This is a genomic window from Vibrio sp. Isolate22, assembly GCF_022398115.1.
GTDB lineage: Bacteria > Pseudomonadota > Gammaproteobacteria > Enterobacterales > Vibrionaceae > Vibrio.
In genome coordinates this window covers 77,032-95,959 of the sequence record NZ_JAKEUW010000013.1, presented here as the reverse complement: position 1 = coordinate 95,959, position 18,928 = coordinate 77,032, and the positions used below count along the sequence as shown (strand labels likewise).

Genomic DNA, 18,928 nt, shown 5'->3' with positions numbered 1-18,928 from the left:
TTTGCTAAATAGCGAAGGAAATTGGGGCTACTATTTGCGAGGTTTGAAAACTAAGGTATGTCTAATCTTGATACCAATATTTAGAACAGTTCAAGGCGGGTCGTTTCTGAATGTAGTCCCAGGTTTGCATTGTTCTGATCAAGTAGTTTGTTTTGATGTTGACGGTCTTTGAGTTATAGCAACCGACAGCTTCCCAGACATGACCCTTAGCGTAGGTGAGGCATCCTTTGAATATATCGGCACTGATGCGGATATTGAGATCAGGGTCAGTGGCAACATCTACCCAAGACTTATTAGGATAGTTTCGTAAGATGTATTCTGAATGGATTGTATTCACCTGAGCGGGACCCAAGTCATAGGAATCGTTAGTATTTTTTACTTTGCTGCCAACTTTGCCCCCCTCACCAACCACAAGTAAGTTAAGGAAGTCTCTTGGGACATACTTCTCTCCAGCGACTTCAGCAACAATGCTGCATCTACTCGCGTTGGAGAGAGCAACAGTATCTAATTTGGTGTCATGGATATCTGGCAAGAAAAACACAGTGATTCTCCTATTCGTGGCCAATGATTGAAAGTCAGTTCATAAGTGCTGACTAAGTATGTTCCTGTGGTGATACACCTTTTCTCTTCATCTTTAACCTTCACTCGTTAAGCGGAGGTTTTCGATGAGGGAAGTACCCGAGAAAGGACCATTCTACTTTGGTGTTTCGACTAGCGAAGGCGCATTTCTTAGCTTGAAGCATTCAGACTCGATACAAAGCTTTGCCTCTAGCCTACTGTCTTCTAGCCCAGTAATTGATACCCGTTGCCCCTTAAGGCCACTTACCGCACCGATCACCATAAAGTCGCCTTTACTCGTACTTATTTGAGTCGAGACTGGTTCTAATAACGATGTTTCAAGATACTGTGCTGATTCAAACTCACCAACACTATGTGCTTTATTATCTATTAACTCTTTATCTACAAAGGGCTTCATCAAGCCACTGAGTTGACCAAACTTTTCATCTAGCTCCGCATCATCAAAACCCGACAAAGCGATCACTTTCTGAAAACCAAATAGCATGACTGCGAGCAACGCCAACCTTACAATGAGCATGATTACCTCCTTTGACAATTAGGTGCAGATCTTTATTTAAACAAGCTCGTGCTTCTGAACCATTCTAATAAATTCGGAATAAATGCAGCGAACGCAATACCGCCAAAAGCAATGAGAAGAAATTTAATAGAAAGAATGTCCTTTTCGTTGAGCTGGAACTGCTGCACGAGATTTTCGTCAACAAAGTTAGGCACATATAACGTGTAGATAACTAGAATCACAATTACCACTAGCAGCTTCATTGTTTTCGCTCCTTACCCCACTGCCAGTCTCGATTTGCAAGACCAATAGCCCCATAAATCGCAATGAGCACACCAAAAAGCCCAATTAAGCTACCCCAAGTCACAGTAAAAACATCCAATACACCCAATGCATTTAGTTTGGAAACGACGACAAGAAGTACACCCGCAATTAAAGATATTGCTTGCACTCTCAAACTTAAAAAAAGACGTACAAGTATGTGTTCTTCTGCTGTAATTAGCCTTTCAATCTCAGCTATTGTGGGTTTGTGCTTTGTTTGATTCGCCATCGTCTTTTCCCTACTTTTTTGGTTGAAGCTCAATAAATGGTCGAGCAACCATAATCGACATGCCAGCTATCACGTATAGAATTGCTAGAAGCTTGTGATTGGCAAATTGCACACCAAGTATCACCAAAAGCGGTCCAATGACGTAGGCACGATACCCGATAAAAGGATTTATTAACCCCAATAACTTGTTCATTCTTTTCCCTCTAGTATTTGATTTCAGTGTTGGACTAGTAAGGACTAAAGTTCTATGCGCCTTCTGCACACCAATCTCTGGGACCATACGCCGAGCGCTTATAATTTTGCGATCCAAATTGGGACTCTAACGTCATATTTATAAAGTCAATGGCTTCGAATTTGTTCGCAACTGGCTGTCCTAGTCGATATTCATGATTAACCAATATAAATACTGAGTCGCCTTTTTCTGTAAGCGTTATCGCAGGTTCAGCGCCGCCTATCGGATAACAACTAATAAAATGTGAGTCATGGGCAATCGATAATAACAACCCACCATAGTTCGCCCCTGCTGCAAATCCACAGCGGTCAACTACGGCTTTTATTCTATAAGGCGGTATATCTTCCGATTTTAAAGCTTCATTAAGTGAGCTATGTACGGGTTTTGATATCCAATCAATGGGGTTCTTTTTTTTAAAAAACATACGCTCCCTTACTATGTTTTATCTCATGATAAGTGTCTGAATCTGTGCAATTTTCAGTATCAATTTTCATTGAATCAAGTTCAGCTAAGTCATCAAACAAACGAGATGAGCTAAAGCGGATTATCAGAGAGAATAATGCAGCATTATGTATTTCGATAAACTGTTCACGCTTAGGTTCGGTTTGAACTAAATACTCCGCTATGGTTTCCACCTCAAAATGCTCCTCTACAAAAGCTGTCACGGGCGTAATTGTGGTGATTGTTGGTGCGGCCAAATAAAAGCAAATAGGACATAACAAACCAACCAACATGGGTTTATCTTGCGTTAACCATTCAATGTTCATTTCCCTTTCTTCCTTCTACTTTTTGTCTGACGACACCCACTACCAACTATTTGCACTTTTACTAGGAGCAATTAACTTGCTGAACGTAAATAGCGCGAACGCTGACAATGGAAACAAGTAAACTTTCAACATATTTTCTTTCCACAGTGGACCGTCAATATCAAAATCGCTTGTTACGCAGCTACAGGTTTAAGTTCTACGATTTCGTAGTTAGGAGATTCCTCACATCTCGCAACTCCAAGCACTTCAACTTCAAATGAACCTTCTTCATCCAAATCAATTCCAACGCATTCAAGAACCGCTGTTGCGCCTTCATCGATGAGGTCATTTTCAAACACGTCACAACCTTCAAGAGAATTTAGCCAACGTTCATCAACTTTAGTGACAGCTGCACTTTTCTTGATACCAACAGTGAAATGAATTGTTGCTGCGAAGTTTGGTTTTGCTACATGCATTGCTTTCCCCTCGTTATCGACTTATGCAGCGCCATAGCTGCTTGAAAGTGGCATTTGTATGATGCTTGCGATCAGTGAACCATTCTCTGTATAAAACGCCTTCAGCCACACCTATGTTTCCTTGATTTCCCGCTAACCATGCTCGGTGCATTTCAGTTTTAGCAATAACTCGCCTAAACTTGCGTGATAGAAAAAGCTGTTCATATCCAATGAAATACAATTGTTCGCAGATCACCTTGTATGGATTAAGCACTCCTTTTCTCCTTAGCATCCTTCTGGTTCACCAAAGTTCTGTCTGTATGCTTCTACGTCAATATCGAGACATGTATTCTTAGCGCTACACCACCAAGCCCCACTAGCACCCCTGCAATCACAGTTACATCCCATTTATATTTAAATTCTTTCACCGTTTTGCCCTCTACGGCTCGTTTTCTTGCTTGAACTGGATTTTGTGAGAAACATTACCAGTAATCACGTTTACCTCTTCATTTGACAAGTTTTCAATGTCAGACATATCGATGTTCACAGTCTGTTTAAGACCGTTCAGATCGCTTACTTCTTGAGTTACGTTGACAACTTTTGTACCAAATTTTCTATCTTTCATTTCCTATAAACCCCACGTTACATGTAACTACAGATACGCTACTGTTTTACATGGTTTTGTTTTAAGTTGGGTGTTCATAGCTCTGTCCCTCACTAGTCATTTGAAGCAACTAGCTTCAAGCTAGGTGGAGTTAAACCAAATTTTGCTTTAGGAACTAACCCCCCGATTATTTCTCCGTCACGATTTTTTATTACATGACCAGTGAATGCGAACTGGTCTAAAGCATCGCGCAGTTCAGGATCGTCTGTTCCGATAGTCGCGAGGTACAATTCAGGCTCGTAACCGTAGGCTTTCAATAGCTTTAATGCTTTTTCCTGAGCTTTTTTTTCCTTTTCGGTTCGCAAATAAACAATCGCCTTTTGGACTGCCAATGTCGCTACCACAACTGAAAATATGAATAGAAGATTTGTCATTTGCTATTTTCTCCTTTGTACGAACGCTCTTTATTCACATTTATCTACAATGCAAAGTTCTTCACGGTTATTCTGGTATAGGTTTAGTGTCAGTTCGTCGCCATGCTCTAAATGGAACGAGAAAGCGCGACTCGTGTTGTAAAAACCGTCGTCACTTAGAAGTAGTACTGTTCTATTGAATAAAGAAAACTTGGTAACAACGGTAAGTGATTTGCTTTGCACCAATTCATTTGGGCTTGTTGCTATGCCGTACACAACCATACTGAGCATCAAAATAGGCACCGTCAGAATACCAACCGCTAGTGTTATGCCCGTTTTCTTATCCATTGAATTCTGCTCTGAACTAACCATTTTCCCCTCAATATCCATGTTGTATTTACTGCTTCAGCATTAACGATTCAATTTCCTTTATTTCCTCATTTGATACTGAATGCTCCATGGCAATACCGAGCGAACGACATGCCGCTTTTACATCCAAAATGACTACACGATTCGGTAATATTTCTCGTTCATTGCACCAGTCAGCTATCTTTTGTAACTCTATATTTTTAAACATTTCATCGGCCTTCTATGAATCGATGTTTTGTTTTCACTTAATCACGCAAGTCATCAATATACTCAATAAGAATTTGGCATCCGTTCTTCTTTGGGCATTCTTTAGAGACTATCGATTGCTGTTGAGTTAAATACTCATTTTTATCGGCACCTAATCCAAAATACCCACCAATGTCCAATGCACGAAGACCGATGTATTTCGACATCCTTTTTATGTAGTCCATCTCCACCGTCGTGTATTCAAGAATGATCTTGTCATCTCGGTCAACAAAGTAGTGTATCGACGTGACGATGCTTGGTTCTCCGGCAATATTTGAAACCAATTGTTCATGAGTAATTGGAGCCCGCTGGAATTCACACATGCCTGCAACTGTTCCATAGCAAGCAACTGAATTTGCGGGGAGCTTTAGCGTCGTTTCACTATTTGAATTATCAGCGAGTGCTACCGAAGCGACCGTCATCAAACTCAACAACACAACCATATTTTTCATTAACTACCTCGGCAACTCTAAGAAGATTTAGACTCTGACTGTCAGTTATACACGTCTAATCACTTGGGTTTACGAATTAGCGAAGCCATTTAAGCTTCTTATTTGACAATGGCACTCGAACCCAATCACATGATGAGGGATCGTCTTCAAATGAGGTAAACAGGTAAAATCGTCCCACTAATTACATTTCTACGTCAGTGTCTATGCCATATTTCTCGTACTGGTTGTCTTGATGAATGGAACTGGAAACGTTATGGAAATGAATACAAAGTGTGTCCCTGTCAGAACCGCTGCGTGCTTAATTGTCGCCTTTGCGTGTTTGGCCGTGTATATGCTCACACCCAGCCGCACCGATTATTTAGATGCACGAGTAAACTTGTTATTTTCTCAATGCAGCTCAAGTCTTTTGGAAGATGAATTCAAAATGGAACCATGTGAAGAGCTCTATCGAACCTACGCCAACATCTCGCGCAGTACCGCTTATCACTACATCTCGGATAACGTGATGTTTAAACTTCATGGCGAGATTTCGAAGCTGGGCTACTCGTTGGACATCAACCAGGTCACCGATGGATTTATGCAAAAACTTCCGTCAGGCAAATACCACACGACACGACGCAATAACATTATCGACGCATGGATTAGCTCTCCCACAGAGTCCGTCGAATTTGATTATGAGGGAGGCATCGACGCCTCGCTTTAGTAATTTGGGAAACCCAAAAATCCAATCGTTTGATTGTTACGATTGAACCCACTCCGTTGTTAACTTTTTGGGTTTCCCTACCACCTCCCCCACTCAATTCTCTAAATTCACTCTCAAAAGTTGTATCAACTATGTCCTAGTATCCGATGGGCATTACCATGTTAAAGTTTAATTTATACCACCCTGTGATAAACCTCATCCTCTCCCATGATGGCGTTATTGACGAACTCGACCTAGAAACTAACGTTGTCAGTGATACAGCGACACGGGTTCTCATCGATACCTGCTTCAAATTGCACGAAGATAAACAATCAATCGATTTAAACACGATTAAAGCGCGTGTATACGCTGAGTATGGGCAAGAGGGAGTCGACGCGATTACTACAGTTGCCATGGAGTCACTAGCGCAACCAGCAAACATAAATGCTCTTTCTGACTATGTTTCGCAAATCAACGACACTAACAACAAACGAACACTTCAGGTGGAGCTTCAAAAGCTATTAACACAATGTTCGTCAAACAAGACGACCGATGAAATCATAGGTTCGATGCATTCTGTTGTTGAGTCTTATGACGAAGTGGAAAAGGACAATGAGCAAGGCCCAATTTCATTGAAAGATGCCTTTGCTGCAACGCTGGACAACATGGAGCGCAGAAGCAAAGGGGAATTTAATGCATTTAAGTCGGGCTTTGCATGCTTTGAAGCACTTGGTGGATTCCGACCTGCAGATTTCATCATCTTTGCAGGCCGTCCATCTCACGGAAAAACCACCTTACTCCTGAACGTTATCAAAAACTCAAGTCATCAAAACGATGCACCATTCTTATTTTTCTCCCTTGAAATGAGCTCAGAATCGATTGGAGAGAATTTGCTATCTAACTTGGCAAGCGTACCACTGAGTAATATTCGAAACGCCAGCATGAGTGATACTCAATGGGCTGATTGTTCATCTGCGCTAGGTAGATCCGGTGATTACAATATTGAGATGGATGACGGTTCAATGACCGTCGAGGAGTTGTGTCGTCGCGCACGTCGCTTTTATCGGCAGCATAATGGAAAGATTTCTGGTATTGGTGTGGACTACATTCAGTTGCTAACCAGTGAAAAATACAAAACTGATAATAGAAACTTAGAAGTCTCAGAAATATCACGACAGCTCAAAGCGTTGGGGAAAGAGTTACAAGTACCTGTTGTAGCACTATCCCAATTGTCTCGCGATATCGAGAAGCGTGCTGATAAACGCCCAGTGAATTCCGACTTACGAGAGTCAGGTTCGCTAGAGCAAGATGCGGATATCATCTGCTTTATTTATCGACCGGAAATGTATGATCCTCAAAATGAACCTGGGGTCGCTCATTTGATTATTAGCAAAGCTCGTAAATCAGCTATAGGCTCTGCAAAAACAACCTTCATTGGAAAATACGCTCAAATTAAAGATTCCTTCAATTACACGCAAAGCGCACCACCAGCTGCGTCACCGATTGCTGATCAATACCAAAGGACCGACAACAAAAAGCAGAATACCGAAACTAACGATACTCTGCCAAACAATAGTCCCAATGGGAGTGGAATTGAGTTCATCAACTAAGCAAGCGCACGTTCCCATGACTTAGAAAGTGACTTATGTGCGCCTAGCTTTTGTAAGGCGCTTGTCTTAACTTGGGTATATCGAGACGAGGAGAAACCGAGAGATTCAACCAAGTCGTTTCGATTCAATGTACCGGCTACTAATCCCATCTCATTCATGATGACAATTTTCTCGTTCGCATTGAGGGTCTTTAACTGGGCAATCAAGTGCTGTCTCAACTTAAGATGCGTCAAATTCGACACCACATTGTCGCTACATCCACTAGCTACCCCATATCGATTATCGTTCGAACCATGCTCAAAGTCGTACAATGGTTTGGGTAAGTACGATGATGCACTGGAATCTGGGGTCAGCTTGTTGTTGGTTTTCTCGGAATTAATTTCAATTGCTTTTGAATACGCGCCTGAGATGTCCCGGTCTGATACTTTCACCATCAGTGTATGGTGGAGCTCTTTTCTTGATACAACGGTCTTAACGCGAGCGCTCGCGTAAGTATCAAAGCTCGCTATACCCGTATGCTTATAGCAGCGTGCAGCACGAATCGTTTCCAAGGCAGCCTCTTGTACACGATCTGAAAGATAGTCGATATCATAGTTATGGCGGCGTAGTAACTTGCGGAAACTGTTTAATGACTTCAGCGTTACGTTCTGGATAGCAGTATTCAAATCTTTGAGCTGAGTCGGCTCAGGGCAACCTCGTTCCACCATTTCGTAAACCACGAACGCTGTCACTTGTAATTCGTTAAGAACAAAGTCGTCAGTTGCCTGTGACTGAAGTAGCTCTGCTGGAGTGTGTCTGTTAGAGACAACGTGGCCAACATAATTGGCGCAAGTTGCATCATTGGCAATTTCTGAAAGCTTCTGCCTCCAATTCGGTGTTGTTTGAGTAATTTCTTTGAACACCTTCCTTGTTGTAGTGGCCAATGTTTCAAGCACTTCTGATTGCGATTCTTTTACAGAATTAAAGCTTTCTGTAATGAGGGAATTCATTCTACTGATCGGGTCCATAGTAACGCTCCATACATTTTTTCATAACTGGGGTGGGTAAACTCATTATGGTTTTCCCCGATCATCGCGTCAATTTTCTCCCCCCGTTTCAATCTATCTCGAAAAAAAGTTCTCTTAATTGAAAACATAACGTTGTTCATCGAGCACTATGTTACGACCACTCAAATCGAGGAATCTAATGATGGCACCTTTGTTCAAGAAGACAGCGACGACTTTATTCACAATTTTGGCAATTGGTTCTGCAGCTACCGCATCAGCTTCTGAAGTTGAAATGTCACAACAACAATTCAACTCGATGCTTATGAAAGCGTTCCAATCAAACCCTGAACTCTTAATCGCAGGAGTGGAATCCGTGAGGACATACCAAACAATGAAGCATAAACAAATGTTTTCAAAATCTTTGTATTATGATGAAGATACGCCAGTTCTTAATGAAGCTGGAGAGATCACTATCGTAGAGTTTTTTGACTACGCATGTGGGGTATGTAAGAGAGGTGCAACAGAGTTGGCTCCCCTAATAGGTAAAGACAAACGCATCCGATTCGTGTATAAAGATGTGTCGATTTTAGGCCCTAATTCGGCTGAATTAGCGAAGATAGCCATTGCTGTAAATCAGATCTCTCCCAATGCGTATCCAGCATTCCACAAAGAGCTTCTTTCAATGCAGCAGTCCATCCCACAGAAGGCATACGAGCTTGCTGAACTGATGGGGCTAGACAGTACGCTTATCAAAAAGACTGCGAATTCGTCACAAGTAAGTGCTATTTTAAATAAAAATAATAAACTTTTTAGAGATCTGAAACTTACTGGAACTCCAACTTTTTATATTGGTGAAAAAAAGTTTGGGGGCCTAATCAGTCGTCAACAGATGATCGAAGAAGTGAACCTTCAGTATAGCCAACTGGTAAACCAAACTAATAGGCAGGCAGTTAGTAAATAGGAAGCATCGTATATTGGTGTGGAGGTATTTACTCGTATGGCCCTGCAAAGTCACTCCAAGGAGGGAGTGGAGCAGACTAACTACAAGTAGTAAGGCATAACTACGAAATCACCACACATACTCCCCCGTTCTACGGGGGTTTTTTTTAGCTGTAGTACCACAACGTAATCACTATATTGCTACAAGCGTGTCATCATTGTGCCACAACCTTTCCTGCGGCTGCTTCACCAAGTTCAAAGTTACGCCAACCGCTTTGGATATAAACTATACAAATCCGCCTAGCATAATTATAATTAATTCAGTTCTCAAAACCTTCTAAGTTCTCTACCACTATCCGGTAGTTCCCTTATTAGTCGGGTGATATGTCCCGTTGATCATACCAGTCCTCGACTGAATTTATTGAAAATGTATTTTTCACTGATCCCTCACCGCGTGTAGCAAACGTCACACAGCACACCTAAGCAGATTGTCACAGTCTTCTTTGGCGTGCTGTGTGGTGACAGTTACGTGTGGTGAAAAGTCGGATAACCTGGGGATAGGCTTCGACTTAACAATAATAAAAGTTGCCCTGCATTGGAGCAGGGCCTTTTTTTACCCACAAAAGACTCTTTACCCTTGGCATTTTTGCTTTCCACGCTTGAACAACACTTTGATTTTCATTTTCCTTCATAGAATTGGTCATTGATGTATACAAAAGAAATCAACATGAGATAAGAAAAAGGTTTTCTACCATGACAAAAGTAACTTTGTACTTACTTCCGCGAGGGAACACTCATCACGCTCACCCCGACTTCTATAAATTCATCGGTTCAACTTACAAAAAGGAATTGGAACTGCCTTCTGAGCTGATCCAAAAAGGGGTAATTCTAACGTTCGGTGATGGCGAAGATTCCTATCATGTGTGTATCCAAGAAATCCACTATCTAGTGAATGAAGCAATAACTGAGGTGCTGTGTAGCTACTGCAACAATGATTTTAATGAAATGGGTATATTCGGTAAAAAAGAATTCTTCGATGCCTTTATAACGCGGCTGGTGGCTGACCATTGGGTGGTTTCAGACGACAATTAAACGAAAAAAAAGAACCCGACACACATCGGGTTCTTTTTTTTTAATAGGTAACCATACTTAGTGACTATATCGACTTTATGTGATTTTCAGTCTCTTTAGCTTACTTGAGCCAACTTAGATGAAATGAAAGCGGCAAGCTCATCTAATTCTCCATTAACCCACTGGTTAAATCTCTTGGCTCTCAATAACTTTACACTGTCGATTAATTCACTTTTTGATAACTTGATATTATGCCCAGTTTCCAAGCGGCTCATCAGGCTGTAGAAGTGTTCGGATTCAATTATTGTCTCACCATAAGTGAGTTTCTTAAGATGGCCTTGCACTTTATGTAGCGCTTCTACAGCAACATCTTTATTGGCATTTAAATCCATTGAAACTAAGTGAGCAATACGGTCTATGTGGTGTTCATCGTCATAGGCAGATATTGTGTATTCAGATTCTAATAATTTAAATTTTCGGTAATTCGCGAAACGTCTAGTTGTATGTGTTACATATTTAAACAATAGGTCATCGCGGAGTGCATCTACGAGTACGTTACGTTTCATCTCATCTGCTAACGCAAACTTGTTGACCAACGGGTTCATTATCGTTGGAGCATTCTTTTTGCCTTCCTTGAAGGTTGAACCTGTAGCTTCTATCATCTGTTTCTCATCACAGTCAATTACGGCCACGTAGTTACCATCTTGATTCTTTGTGAATGAAATATAGTACCCGCACAAATTGTAGTCTTTGGTAATCTTTTTATCATTGCGCATCACCAAATCACCAGGTTTGCATTTATAGATTTCCAACGCAGCTGTGATGTCATTATGAAGCTTTTTATCACTCCCATCGAAAAACATATGTTCAGCAATTAAAGATAGATCCAAAGACTCATACCCTACTCGCCTCACACGCAGACACATGTAGAAGAGGAGTAACAGAGGGTCACCAACTGCAATCTGTTTGGGTAAAGTGAAAAATACTTCTTTCTTAGCCAGAATTTCGATTAGTTTGGGATGAAACGTATAGAAGAACAGTGTCGGCTTTACTTCCACGCCGTTTTCATTGATAACGGGGGCGAGTTTTGAGTTGGTTTCCAGTTCAATAATGAACTGGAAGTCTTTTTGCGTGAACAGTTTCTGAAGTTCTTCATCTACAATCACACCGTCTAGATCGGTCCACTCATAAACTGTGTGACGTAATTCTTGAATTTGTTCTCTTATGCGATCACGAGTCTGACCGTTGTCACTCAGACCACGTAGATACAAAACCTCTTCTAGTTTTGCAGCACACTCAGTATTTTCGAACGGACGCGAAAACCGCTTAGTTTTCATTGCTCGGGCGTTATATGCGATAGCTAACGACAATAGTGCCATTAAGGTTTGGATAGCACCTTTAGTCGATACTTGTTCATGCCCTTTTGCAGCAACCGTATAATTACCACCTTTTGGATGCTTGAATTGGACAAGCGCTTTAGGGCTGCCATTCCTCTTGTTTGGAGCCAGTGCTATGTACTCAGTAGGTAAGATTTGTTTGTCATAAGGCATACCCTTTGGAAGATAAGGTCGCAGATCAACATCCTGTTGAGATAGAGATTTCTTCTGAAGAGCATTTTTGACACTTTCACGATTAGACTTTTTATTGCCTTTGGGACGATTGCGATCCGTTAGGGAGTCACGATCAGCAATTATAGCTAGGTCAACTTTTTTAGCTAAGGTGTAAATATTTGAAGTAGACCGTTTTTGACCGTTATGAGTGACTTCATGTAAGACTAAGAACCCTAAGTTCTTAAGCTCCATCAGAGTACGTCGAAGGGTTGCAGGTTTAATTTCATAACGTGCCTCTACGCCTTCTTGAAATACTTTATTGGCTATGCCACTGTGTGATTTAGCTAAGGCGATCAGGTGTTGAGCAATAGTGCGTTGTTTCAAGCCTAAACTCATGTCCTGAATTGTATCAAATAACTCAACATCAGCTGGGTCGAAAAGAAAAAGAGTAAAACGCCTTTTCAGGTCAATTTTTTCTAGCAATTCAGGTGAGATATCGTTGAGTTCTATCGGCATGTGCTCTATCACTGTTTTTCATGATGCTTTAATCATAACTGTTGAACAAGAATAAGCAACCCTATCATGATCATCCAGATTATTTTGATTTAAGTTATTAAAAATATGATCTTTTTATAGATGATTTCTTTAGTTGATAAAGGTTTAGTGATTAGTATGATTACACCCATACCTAACCGCTGATATTTGTTTATACAACTCTTGATCGCTCAATTTAGTGCGGTGATACATACGCTCTACGTAAGTCTATGTTTTATAGTTAAATGCTACTCTTTTAACTTCATATTCTTATGATCGCTCATTTAGGAGCAGTCATAAAATTGGCTTGTGGATAGATCACGCTTTGATCTTTTGATCGCTCAATTGGATCTTTTGATCGCTCAATTCCCAGCTCTTGATCGCTCAATTGCATCTTTTGATCGCTCAATTGTTTATTCTTGATCGCTCAATTGCTTTATACAGCTTATACAGAGTTACTCACACATTACCAACAGGTAATACACGTCAGGTGGATGCTTTAATCACTGGTAAAATGTTATGATCGCTCATTAGAAATGTTATATAATTTCTGAATAATTCTTTGATCATCAATGGTTTAATATCCTCGCTATCACTGCATGAAACTTTTCTTATTATGTGAGCAATATCCCAAAGAATTTCACCACAGCCTTTCTCACTAAGATGGCCATTAGCAATGGCCTTTTATTTGAACTTACCCCAGTAGTGCAATGAGCGATCAAGAACACATTCCTCGGCAAGCACCGCTGTATGTAGCTTTCACATCCCTGCGCCATAATGAGCGATCATAAGTGAATTGAGCGGCAAGTCCCATCATATAAGGGTTCTGCATCACTGCAAGGTAATGAGCGATCAAGAACACAACGTCCAGCAAGCTCCGCTGTATGTAGCTTTCACATCCCTGCGTCATAATGAGCGATCATGAGTGAATTGAGCGGCATTCCCCATTTGATAAGGGTTTAGCATCGCTGCACTGCAATGAGCGATCATGAACGGCTTGACTGGCATGCCCCTTCGGATAAGGGTTTAGCATCACTGCAAAGTAATGAGCGATCAAGAACGGCTTGACTGGCATGCCCCTTCGGATAAGGGTTTGGCATCACTGCACGGTAATGAGCGATCATGAATGCATTGAGTGGCATTCCCCATTTGATAAGGGTTTGGCATCACTGCACGGTAATGAGCGATCATGAACTGCTTGAGTAGAATGGCCCTTCGGATAAGGGTTYTGCATCACTGCAAGGTAATGAGCGATCATGAACTGCTTGAGTAGCATGCCCTATCGGATAAGGGTTTGGCATCACTGCACTGTAATGAGCGATCATGAACTGCTTGAGTAGCATGCCCTATCGGATAAGGGTTTGGCATCACTGCACTGTAATGAGCGATCATGAACTGCTTGAGTAGCATGCCCCATCGGATAAGGGTTTGGCATCACTGCACGGTAATGAGCGATCATGAACTGCTTGAGTAGAATGCCCCTTCGAATAAGGGGTTAACATCGCTGCACGGTAATGAGCGATCATGAACTGCTTGAGTAGAATGCCCCACCGGATAAGGGTTTAGCATCACTGCACGGTAATGAGCGAACAATTTCTATTTCATCTAATGAACCCGCGAACGATTGATTTCAATACTGGGTTGTATTTATACGACTTAGGTGATTTGTCCGGATTTTATACCGGTTATATATTGGTCAGTCGTAAATATTTCAATGGCTTATGTATCGCTGTTTTTCCTGACCATCGCCCTCAACATTCTGAACTTGATATGACTGCACAGGCTGACTGTATTGAGTCCGTATTTGAAAATGATATGACTGTACGGCGTGATTATACCGTGTTAGTTTTTGAAAGTTACATGACTGCACGACGTGACTATACCGTGTCTGTTTTTGAAAGTGGTATGACTGCACGGCGTGACTATACCGTGTCAGTTTTTGAAACTGACATGACTGCACGGCGTGACTATACCGTGTCAGTTTTTGAAAATGACATGACTGCACAGCGTGACTATACAATGTCATCATTTGAAAATGACATGACTGCACAGCGTGACTATATGGTGTCTCGATTTGAAATTAATATGACTGTACAGCGTGACTATATGGTGTCTCGATTTGAAATTAATATGACTGTACAGCGTGACTATACGAAGTCTTCAGTTGATACAGATATGAATCGTACTCAACTTAAATCTGATATCCATACCGATATAAGCGTCTCCCCCTTTTCTTTTCAGTTAGATAGAAGCATGTGTTCAACAGTTTTGTGTTTACCAGTTGTTCTTTTGTGGTTCAACCATCTATGACTGTTCGCCCTGACTGCAAGGTCAACCAAAATGAAATTGATATGACTGTTCGCCTTGACTATTAGGTCAACCAAAATGAAATTGATATGACTGTTCGCCTTGACTATTAGGTCAACCAAATTGAAATTGATATGACTGTTTGCCTTGACTATTAGGTCAACCAAATTGAAATTGATCGAATCTTCACCACTTTAATTTTGTACTCCGATGTACATCGCTAAACAAAAAAAACTAACAGTCGTTACCGCCTCAAAGAAGCCGTTACTTGCTGGCGTCAGCGGCACTCGATACCGAGTAGTGATCGGCCAAAAGAAATTGACGCCTGATTTGGTACAAGCATCTCCCACCAGGTGACCTATATAGCCAAATGTCAGCGAGTATGCCCAAGGAAACTCATACGTCGCACATAAGAACCAAAGCCCGAATGCGGCAAGTAAACTATGTAGCGCTCCTCGATGCCCGAGAATGCCTTCAATCGGTATACTCAAAAACGGAACAATGCGCCCTACCCTGCTATGTCTGGTGTCAATGTCAGGCAGTAATGCTCCTAACATCGCGAAACCCATACCTGCAAATGACATCCAATAGAATGTGTCTTGCATCGTATTCATGCAGATGTAATAGGCGCTTGCTGTTGTTATTTGATGATTGATAGCCTTCACACGGCACCACCCTACTCAACAGCGTTGCCGTTTGTAGCCTTATCTACACGACGCTCTAAGTCTTTAAAAGCAATGTCGCTTGCTGCTCGAACGTCACGGAATAAGTCATCATTGCCATCATTGTTCGAATCGTATGGCATGAATGACAATAAGTAGACGCGGTACTGAGTACCTTCACGGATAATTTCTGTATCCGTTACGTCATAGTCAGAGAGCTGTGCGTTCGCCACCAGCTTATCGATTGTCTTTTCGGTCAACGATACGACTTTGCTTTCCGTGGTCGCTGAATTGGTTGTTTCTGATGTGTACGCACGTTCACTGCCCGATACGATTTGGCGATATTTCTTGGCCAATTCAAACTCAGCGTTAATCTTCGCTTTAGTTACCGCCATGTCTAAGTCAGAACTCATTCCTGTTCCGGCTGCAAAAAAGCCTTCACCGTTAGACTTCGGTGATTTCATGTACCAAGAAGGAATGTTACTCAGCGTCTCATCCACACGGTCAATCGTTGCGTCATGCTTCGCCTTTTCTACTTCCAATTTGGTCATGTCGTTAGATGCACAACCGACTGCCATGATTGAAATCATGAACGCAGCTAACGTTTTCTTTTGAGTCATTTTCATTGGTCTAGTCTCTTTTTAATGAATTAACGCTTTTGTTATACATACGCGAACTCATAGTTGAGAAAATAAATTTAAGTAGCGTTATAGCGACTGGGACTGTTGCGATGATTGCCCCAACACTCATCAAACCTGCCATTTCTTCCAGATAGATATTGACGCTGCTTAGAACGGTTGTTGTGTGTGAAGCTGCGTAGATTAAGCCGACATAAGTAAACACCCCAATCCAAAGTGAGCCAGCCATTGCGATTTTGATGTCAGTGAGAGATGGAAGCATGTGCAGTGTTACTGAAGATAAAACCCAGATGAGAAACCACTGTTGCCACCCTGCTTTATTCATGAACAACGTTAGGTCAATTGTGTTGTTATTAAAAAGATACGGTGTCACTTGTGGTGAGAGGAAATACAGTGCGACGATGCCTGTGAAAATTGGGCCAATACTGACTATTACTTTTCGAATTGAACCGGAGATGGACATTGGGTATTCGTAATTTACGTAGCCGAGCACGGGATTATCTTGAGTCGGCATTTGAAACAGTTTCACTTCGGTTACCTTAAACCCAACCAATTTGCACATCAGGTAATGTCCGAGTTCATGTAAAGGTACACCAACTATTCCCGTGATAAACACGAGTACTCTGCTCTTTTGGAAGCGCTCCATCAGATACTTAAGTACCCAAATGGCGGCAGCAATAGTTAGGAAGTGGATCATAGAGTTACCAATAAACGTAAAGACGGTAATAAGGTAACGTTTCCCTCAAACGATGTTTTCAATTAAAGAGCCAATTTTCGGGCGTTAATTGACAATATTTATTGTTGACCGTGCCGTGCGTCTATCTTTCGGACCTTTATTTGATACAACTCACACCAATGGAGAACTTGTTGAAGTCTTTCTGGTTTCGTAGATTCATCGATCAAAAGCGCAGCCGCATTAGAAAGCTGTAGCTGTTCAAAATTCAATAGCCGCCCAGCTACACGGCCATCATTGTCATAATCCGCGTTCAGCATCTTGGCTTGATATTGGCACTTTGGAAAGGTCGTATAAGGGGAGTCTGACAGTATCGCGACTTCTCCGGATACATTGCCCAGCAGCAGGCTGACTTTTTCCGTCACGGATAATTCACACTTCTGGCCACGCAGGTCGATAACAGAAAGTACAAACGGCGACTCGGGGATAAGCGTTCTTGCCCAAACACCATTGAGCTTCACATTTGAGGGCAGAGAATGTCTCGCAAAGATATTGAGAAACAACTCATCAGGAACAGCCTTTGGTCCTAAGTTCAACCGGGTGATTATAAATTTCTTCGGTATCTTACCGAGCTCCACCAGCGTGCTCGTGAGCATTGATTCCATTTCGGCTTCTTTCAACAACACCCCGCCTTGCTTTATCGGCAAGTTAAAGCAATCACCATAAAGTCCTTCACCATTTGCGAGCCCTTTCGATTTCAATATCAACGGAACACCTGCGCCACTGCCAGTATTTTTTCTGTGTTTGGCGTATGGAATTACATAGTTCATACCTAGCATCTTCGTTGTCCATTTTTGATTCTGTCATCATTGGTTATACACCGATTTTGGACTGGTTTAGACAGTTAGGATTTCTTTCAAAGACATTGATATATAAGGGATCAAGGTGAATTCGCTAATTTTCAAAGTGGGGGGAGATTACTACTAAAAAACGGATTTCGTGATGTATATTCATAACATCACAAACAAGTTTAAGAAGGCATATTATGATTACTGAAATGATTAGCTCGCTAAGAGATTCGGTTACTCCATTCAAATTTGATGGTAGTACTTGTGATGTGCTTAAGGCATACAACAAAGATGGGTCCCCGAGCTGGCTTGATGAAAAAGGTGAGCTCATAGAGGGGATTTACATTGGCATGGAGAACGAGGTTTACCATGCCCTACCCGCGTATTCATCATCTCAGTTGAAGCTGCTCGTAAAGAAATCCCCTGCCCACTTTTACAGAAAATACATAAGCGATATTGACCGTGGTAGAACCGTGTCGAAGTCGCTGCAACGCACCTTTGATGCAGGCACCTATGGTCATGAGTTGGTCCTAGAGCCTCATGAGTTCTATGACCGGTATTACCGCGATATTGTGCCAGCTGATTACCCAAATGCCCTTAGAACGGTCGCAGAAATGCAAGCGCTTGTTGAGAAGCTTAACATCCCTAATGTGCCAAAAAGCGCTAATAAAGAGCGTTTGATGAAAGAGTTATTGGCAGTAGAACCGACCCTGCAATTTTGGGATACGGTTTTAGAAGAGCACAACAATAAGACTATCCATAAAGGTAAAAAAGCGATTGATGCCATTGTCTGGGACGATGCACACCGCGTACACGAAACATGTCGAGATAATGTTGATGCAGATGCATTGATTCAAGACGGGTTACCAGAGATCTCCTTTATCGCTCGCTGCCCAGAAACTGGTCTTTGGCTCAAGTGTCGCTTTGACTGGCTACGCTTCGACTGTATTGCCGTTGATGTAAAAACAACTGCGAGTACGGACCCTGATGCGTTTGCCAAGCAAGCGGGTAACTTGGGATATCACATTCAAGAAGCGTTCTATACCTACGTAGCAAGCTTGCTTGAGGTGAACTTGGGTGCCTTCTTGTTTGCATGCATTGAGTATGTCGATGCTGATTTATGTGAAGTCTATGACTTACAAAGAAAGGAAGAATCGATGATTAAGTTCAAAGATGGGCTACATACATTGGCGACTTGCCTTTCTACAGGCGTATGGACAAAACGCGTGAATCTATCAGGAATCACTTCTATCACTATTCCGAAGTACTGCCGTTAATTGGAGGGC

The 18,928-nt window shown here is 41.8% G+C and carries 24 protein-coding genes; 6 read left to right on the top strand and 18 right to left on the bottom strand.

The features are described from left to right. Window positions 1-61 precede the first annotated feature (61 nt). The 12 genes from L1D55_RS10015 to L1D55_RS09960 all read right to left on the bottom strand — a co-directional run bounded on the left by L1D55_RS10015 (window position 62) and on the right by L1D55_RS09960 (window position 5,142). Complete coding sequence (locus tag L1D55_RS10015; protein ID WP_102423810.1) at window positions 62-541, bottom strand: lytic transglycosylase domain-containing protein; 480 nt, start codon at window positions 539-541, stop codon at window positions 62-64. Between the two features lie 153 nt (window positions 542-694). Further along, window positions 695-1,096, bottom strand: a complete 402-nt coding sequence (locus L1D55_RS10010; RefSeq protein ID WP_239917330.1) for a hypothetical protein — start codon at window positions 1,094-1,096, stop codon at window positions 695-697. Window positions 1,097-1,128: 32 nt separating this feature from the next. Then, entirely contained in the window at window positions 1,129-1,338 is a 210-nt protein-coding gene (locus tag L1D55_RS10005; protein ID WP_239917329.1) for a hypothetical protein, read from the bottom strand. Next, window positions 1,335-1,625 carry a hypothetical protein gene (locus L1D55_RS10000; protein WP_239917328.1) on the bottom strand — a complete coding sequence of 97 codons (291 nt, stop codon included), beginning with the start codon at window positions 1,623-1,625 and terminating at the stop codon, window positions 1,335-1,337. The genes L1D55_RS10005 and L1D55_RS10000 overlap by 4 nt, the downstream gene beginning before the upstream one ends. A 245-nt stretch (window positions 1,626-1,870) precedes the next feature. Continuing rightward, a complete protein-coding gene (locus L1D55_RS09995) occupies window positions 1,871-2,281 on the bottom strand; it encodes a hypothetical protein (RefSeq protein ID WP_239917327.1) in 411 nt (136 codons plus the stop codon). Continuing rightward, on the bottom strand, window positions 2,271-2,624 hold the full coding sequence (locus L1D55_RS09990) for a hypothetical protein (protein WP_239917326.1): 354 nt from the start codon (window positions 2,622-2,624) through the stop codon (window positions 2,271-2,273). Before L1D55_RS09990 ends, L1D55_RS09995 begins: the two co-directional genes overlap by 11 nt. A gap of 173 nt (window positions 2,625-2,797) precedes the next feature. After that, window positions 2,798-3,079 carry a hypothetical protein gene (locus L1D55_RS09985; protein ID WP_102423811.1) on the bottom strand — a complete coding sequence of 94 codons (282 nt, stop codon included), beginning with the start codon at window positions 3,077-3,079 and terminating at the stop codon, window positions 2,798-2,800. A 418-nt stretch (window positions 3,080-3,497) separates the two neighbouring features. Continuing rightward, window positions 3,498-3,683 carry a hypothetical protein gene (locus tag L1D55_RS09980; protein WP_239917325.1) on the bottom strand — a complete coding sequence of 62 codons (186 nt, stop codon included), beginning with the start codon at window positions 3,681-3,683 and terminating at the stop codon, window positions 3,498-3,500. Window positions 3,684-3,775: 92 nt separating this feature from the next. Further along, the gene (locus L1D55_RS09975) at window positions 3,776-4,096 is read right to left on the bottom strand and encodes a hypothetical protein (protein WP_239917324.1); all 321 of its coding nucleotides are present in this window, start codon (window positions 4,094-4,096) and stop codon (window positions 3,776-3,778) included. Window positions 4,097-4,126: 30 nt separating this feature from the next. Further along, window positions 4,127-4,423 (bottom strand): hypothetical protein, encoded by a 297-nt coding sequence (locus L1D55_RS09970; RefSeq protein ID WP_239917323.1) that lies wholly within the window; start codon window positions 4,421-4,423, stop codon window positions 4,127-4,129. Window positions 4,424-4,472: 49 nt separating this feature from the next. Further along, a complete protein-coding gene (locus L1D55_RS09965) occupies window positions 4,473-4,652 on the bottom strand; it encodes a hypothetical protein (RefSeq protein ID WP_239917322.1) in 180 nt (59 codons plus the stop codon). 37 nt (window positions 4,653-4,689) lie between these two features. After that, the gene (locus L1D55_RS09960) at window positions 4,690-5,142 is read right to left on the bottom strand and encodes a hypothetical protein (protein ID WP_239917321.1); all 453 of its coding nucleotides are present in this window, start codon (window positions 5,140-5,142) and stop codon (window positions 4,690-4,692) included. A gap of 253 nt (window positions 5,143-5,395) precedes the next feature. Here L1D55_RS09960 and L1D55_RS09955 point away from each other — a divergent pair, with 253 nt between their 5' ends. Together L1D55_RS09955 and L1D55_RS09950 are read left to right on the top strand one after the other, a co-directional pair. Then, on the top strand, window positions 5,396-5,845 hold the full coding sequence (locus tag L1D55_RS09955; protein WP_086714976.1) for a hypothetical protein: 450 nt from the start codon (window positions 5,396-5,398) through the stop codon (window positions 5,843-5,845). A 158-nt stretch (window positions 5,846-6,003) separates the two neighbouring features. After that, window positions 6,004-7,434 carry a DnaB-like helicase C-terminal domain-containing protein gene (locus tag L1D55_RS09950; RefSeq protein WP_239917320.1) on the top strand — a complete coding sequence of 477 codons (1,431 nt, stop codon included), beginning with the start codon at window positions 6,004-6,006 and terminating at the stop codon, window positions 7,432-7,434. On the opposite strand, the gene L1D55_RS09945 is transcribed toward L1D55_RS09950, so the two are convergent. Continuing rightward, window positions 7,431-8,441 carry a hypothetical protein gene (locus L1D55_RS09945; RefSeq protein ID WP_239917319.1) on the bottom strand — a complete coding sequence of 337 codons (1,011 nt, stop codon included), beginning with the start codon at window positions 8,439-8,441 and terminating at the stop codon, window positions 7,431-7,433. The genes L1D55_RS09950 and L1D55_RS09945 overlap by 4 nt on opposite strands. Window positions 8,442-8,619: 178 nt before the next feature. Here L1D55_RS09945 and L1D55_RS09940 point away from each other — a divergent pair, with 178 nt between their 5' ends. Both L1D55_RS09940 and L1D55_RS09935 read left to right on the top strand, forming a co-directional pair. Beyond that, window positions 8,620-9,381, top strand: a complete 762-nt coding sequence (locus L1D55_RS09940) for a DsbA family protein (protein WP_157938864.1) — start codon at window positions 8,620-8,622, stop codon at window positions 9,379-9,381. A gap of 731 nt (window positions 9,382-10,112) precedes the next feature. Beyond that, complete coding sequence (locus tag L1D55_RS09935) at window positions 10,113-10,451, top strand: hypothetical protein (protein ID WP_171369609.1); 339 nt, start codon at window positions 10,113-10,115, stop codon at window positions 10,449-10,451. A 95-nt stretch (window positions 10,452-10,546) separates the two neighbouring features. Here L1D55_RS09935 and L1D55_RS09930 read toward each other — a convergent pair whose 3' ends face one another. Next, on the bottom strand, window positions 10,547-12,496 hold the full coding sequence (locus L1D55_RS09930; RefSeq protein ID WP_239917318.1) for a replication initiator protein RctB domain-containing protein: 1,950 nt from the start codon (window positions 12,494-12,496) through the stop codon (window positions 10,547-10,549). A 1,599-nt stretch (window positions 12,497-14,095) separates the two neighbouring features. On the opposite strand from L1D55_RS09930, the gene L1D55_RS09925 reads away from it, so the two are divergent. Further along, window positions 14,096-14,824 (top strand): hypothetical protein, encoded by a 729-nt coding sequence (locus L1D55_RS09925; protein ID WP_239917317.1) that lies wholly within the window; start codon window positions 14,096-14,098, stop codon window positions 14,822-14,824. Window positions 14,825-15,015: 191 nt separating this feature from the next. Here the strand turns inward: L1D55_RS09925 and L1D55_RS09920 are convergent, their stop codons facing one another. The 4 genes from L1D55_RS09920 to L1D55_RS09905 form a co-directional block, all read right to left on the bottom strand. Then, window positions 15,016-15,486, bottom strand: coding sequence for a metal-dependent hydrolase (locus tag L1D55_RS09920; protein ID WP_239917316.1), 471 nt, complete (start codon window positions 15,484-15,486; stop codon window positions 15,016-15,018). An 11-nt stretch (window positions 15,487-15,497) separates the two neighbouring features. Beyond that, window positions 15,498-16,109 (bottom strand): hypothetical protein, encoded by a 612-nt coding sequence (locus tag L1D55_RS09915; protein ID WP_239917315.1) that lies wholly within the window; start codon window positions 16,107-16,109, stop codon window positions 15,498-15,500. Window positions 16,110-16,113: 4 nt separating this feature from the next. Then, window positions 16,114-16,818, bottom strand: a complete 705-nt coding sequence (locus L1D55_RS09910) for a hypothetical protein (protein ID WP_239917314.1) — start codon at window positions 16,816-16,818, stop codon at window positions 16,114-16,116. A gap of 98 nt (window positions 16,819-16,916) precedes the next feature. After that, window positions 16,917-17,624 carry a hypothetical protein gene (locus tag L1D55_RS09905; RefSeq protein WP_239917313.1) on the bottom strand — a complete coding sequence of 236 codons (708 nt, stop codon included), beginning with the start codon at window positions 17,622-17,624 and terminating at the stop codon, window positions 16,917-16,919. 215 nt (window positions 17,625-17,839) lie between these two features. On the opposite strand from L1D55_RS09905, the gene L1D55_RS09900 reads away from it, so the two are divergent. Further along, window positions 17,840-18,919: a PD-(D/E)XK nuclease-like domain-containing protein gene (locus L1D55_RS09900; protein ID WP_239917312.1), complete on the top strand. Its 1,080-nt coding sequence runs from the start codon at window positions 17,840-17,842 to the stop codon at window positions 18,917-18,919. The last annotated feature ends 9 nt before the right edge of the window (window positions 18,920-18,928 follow it).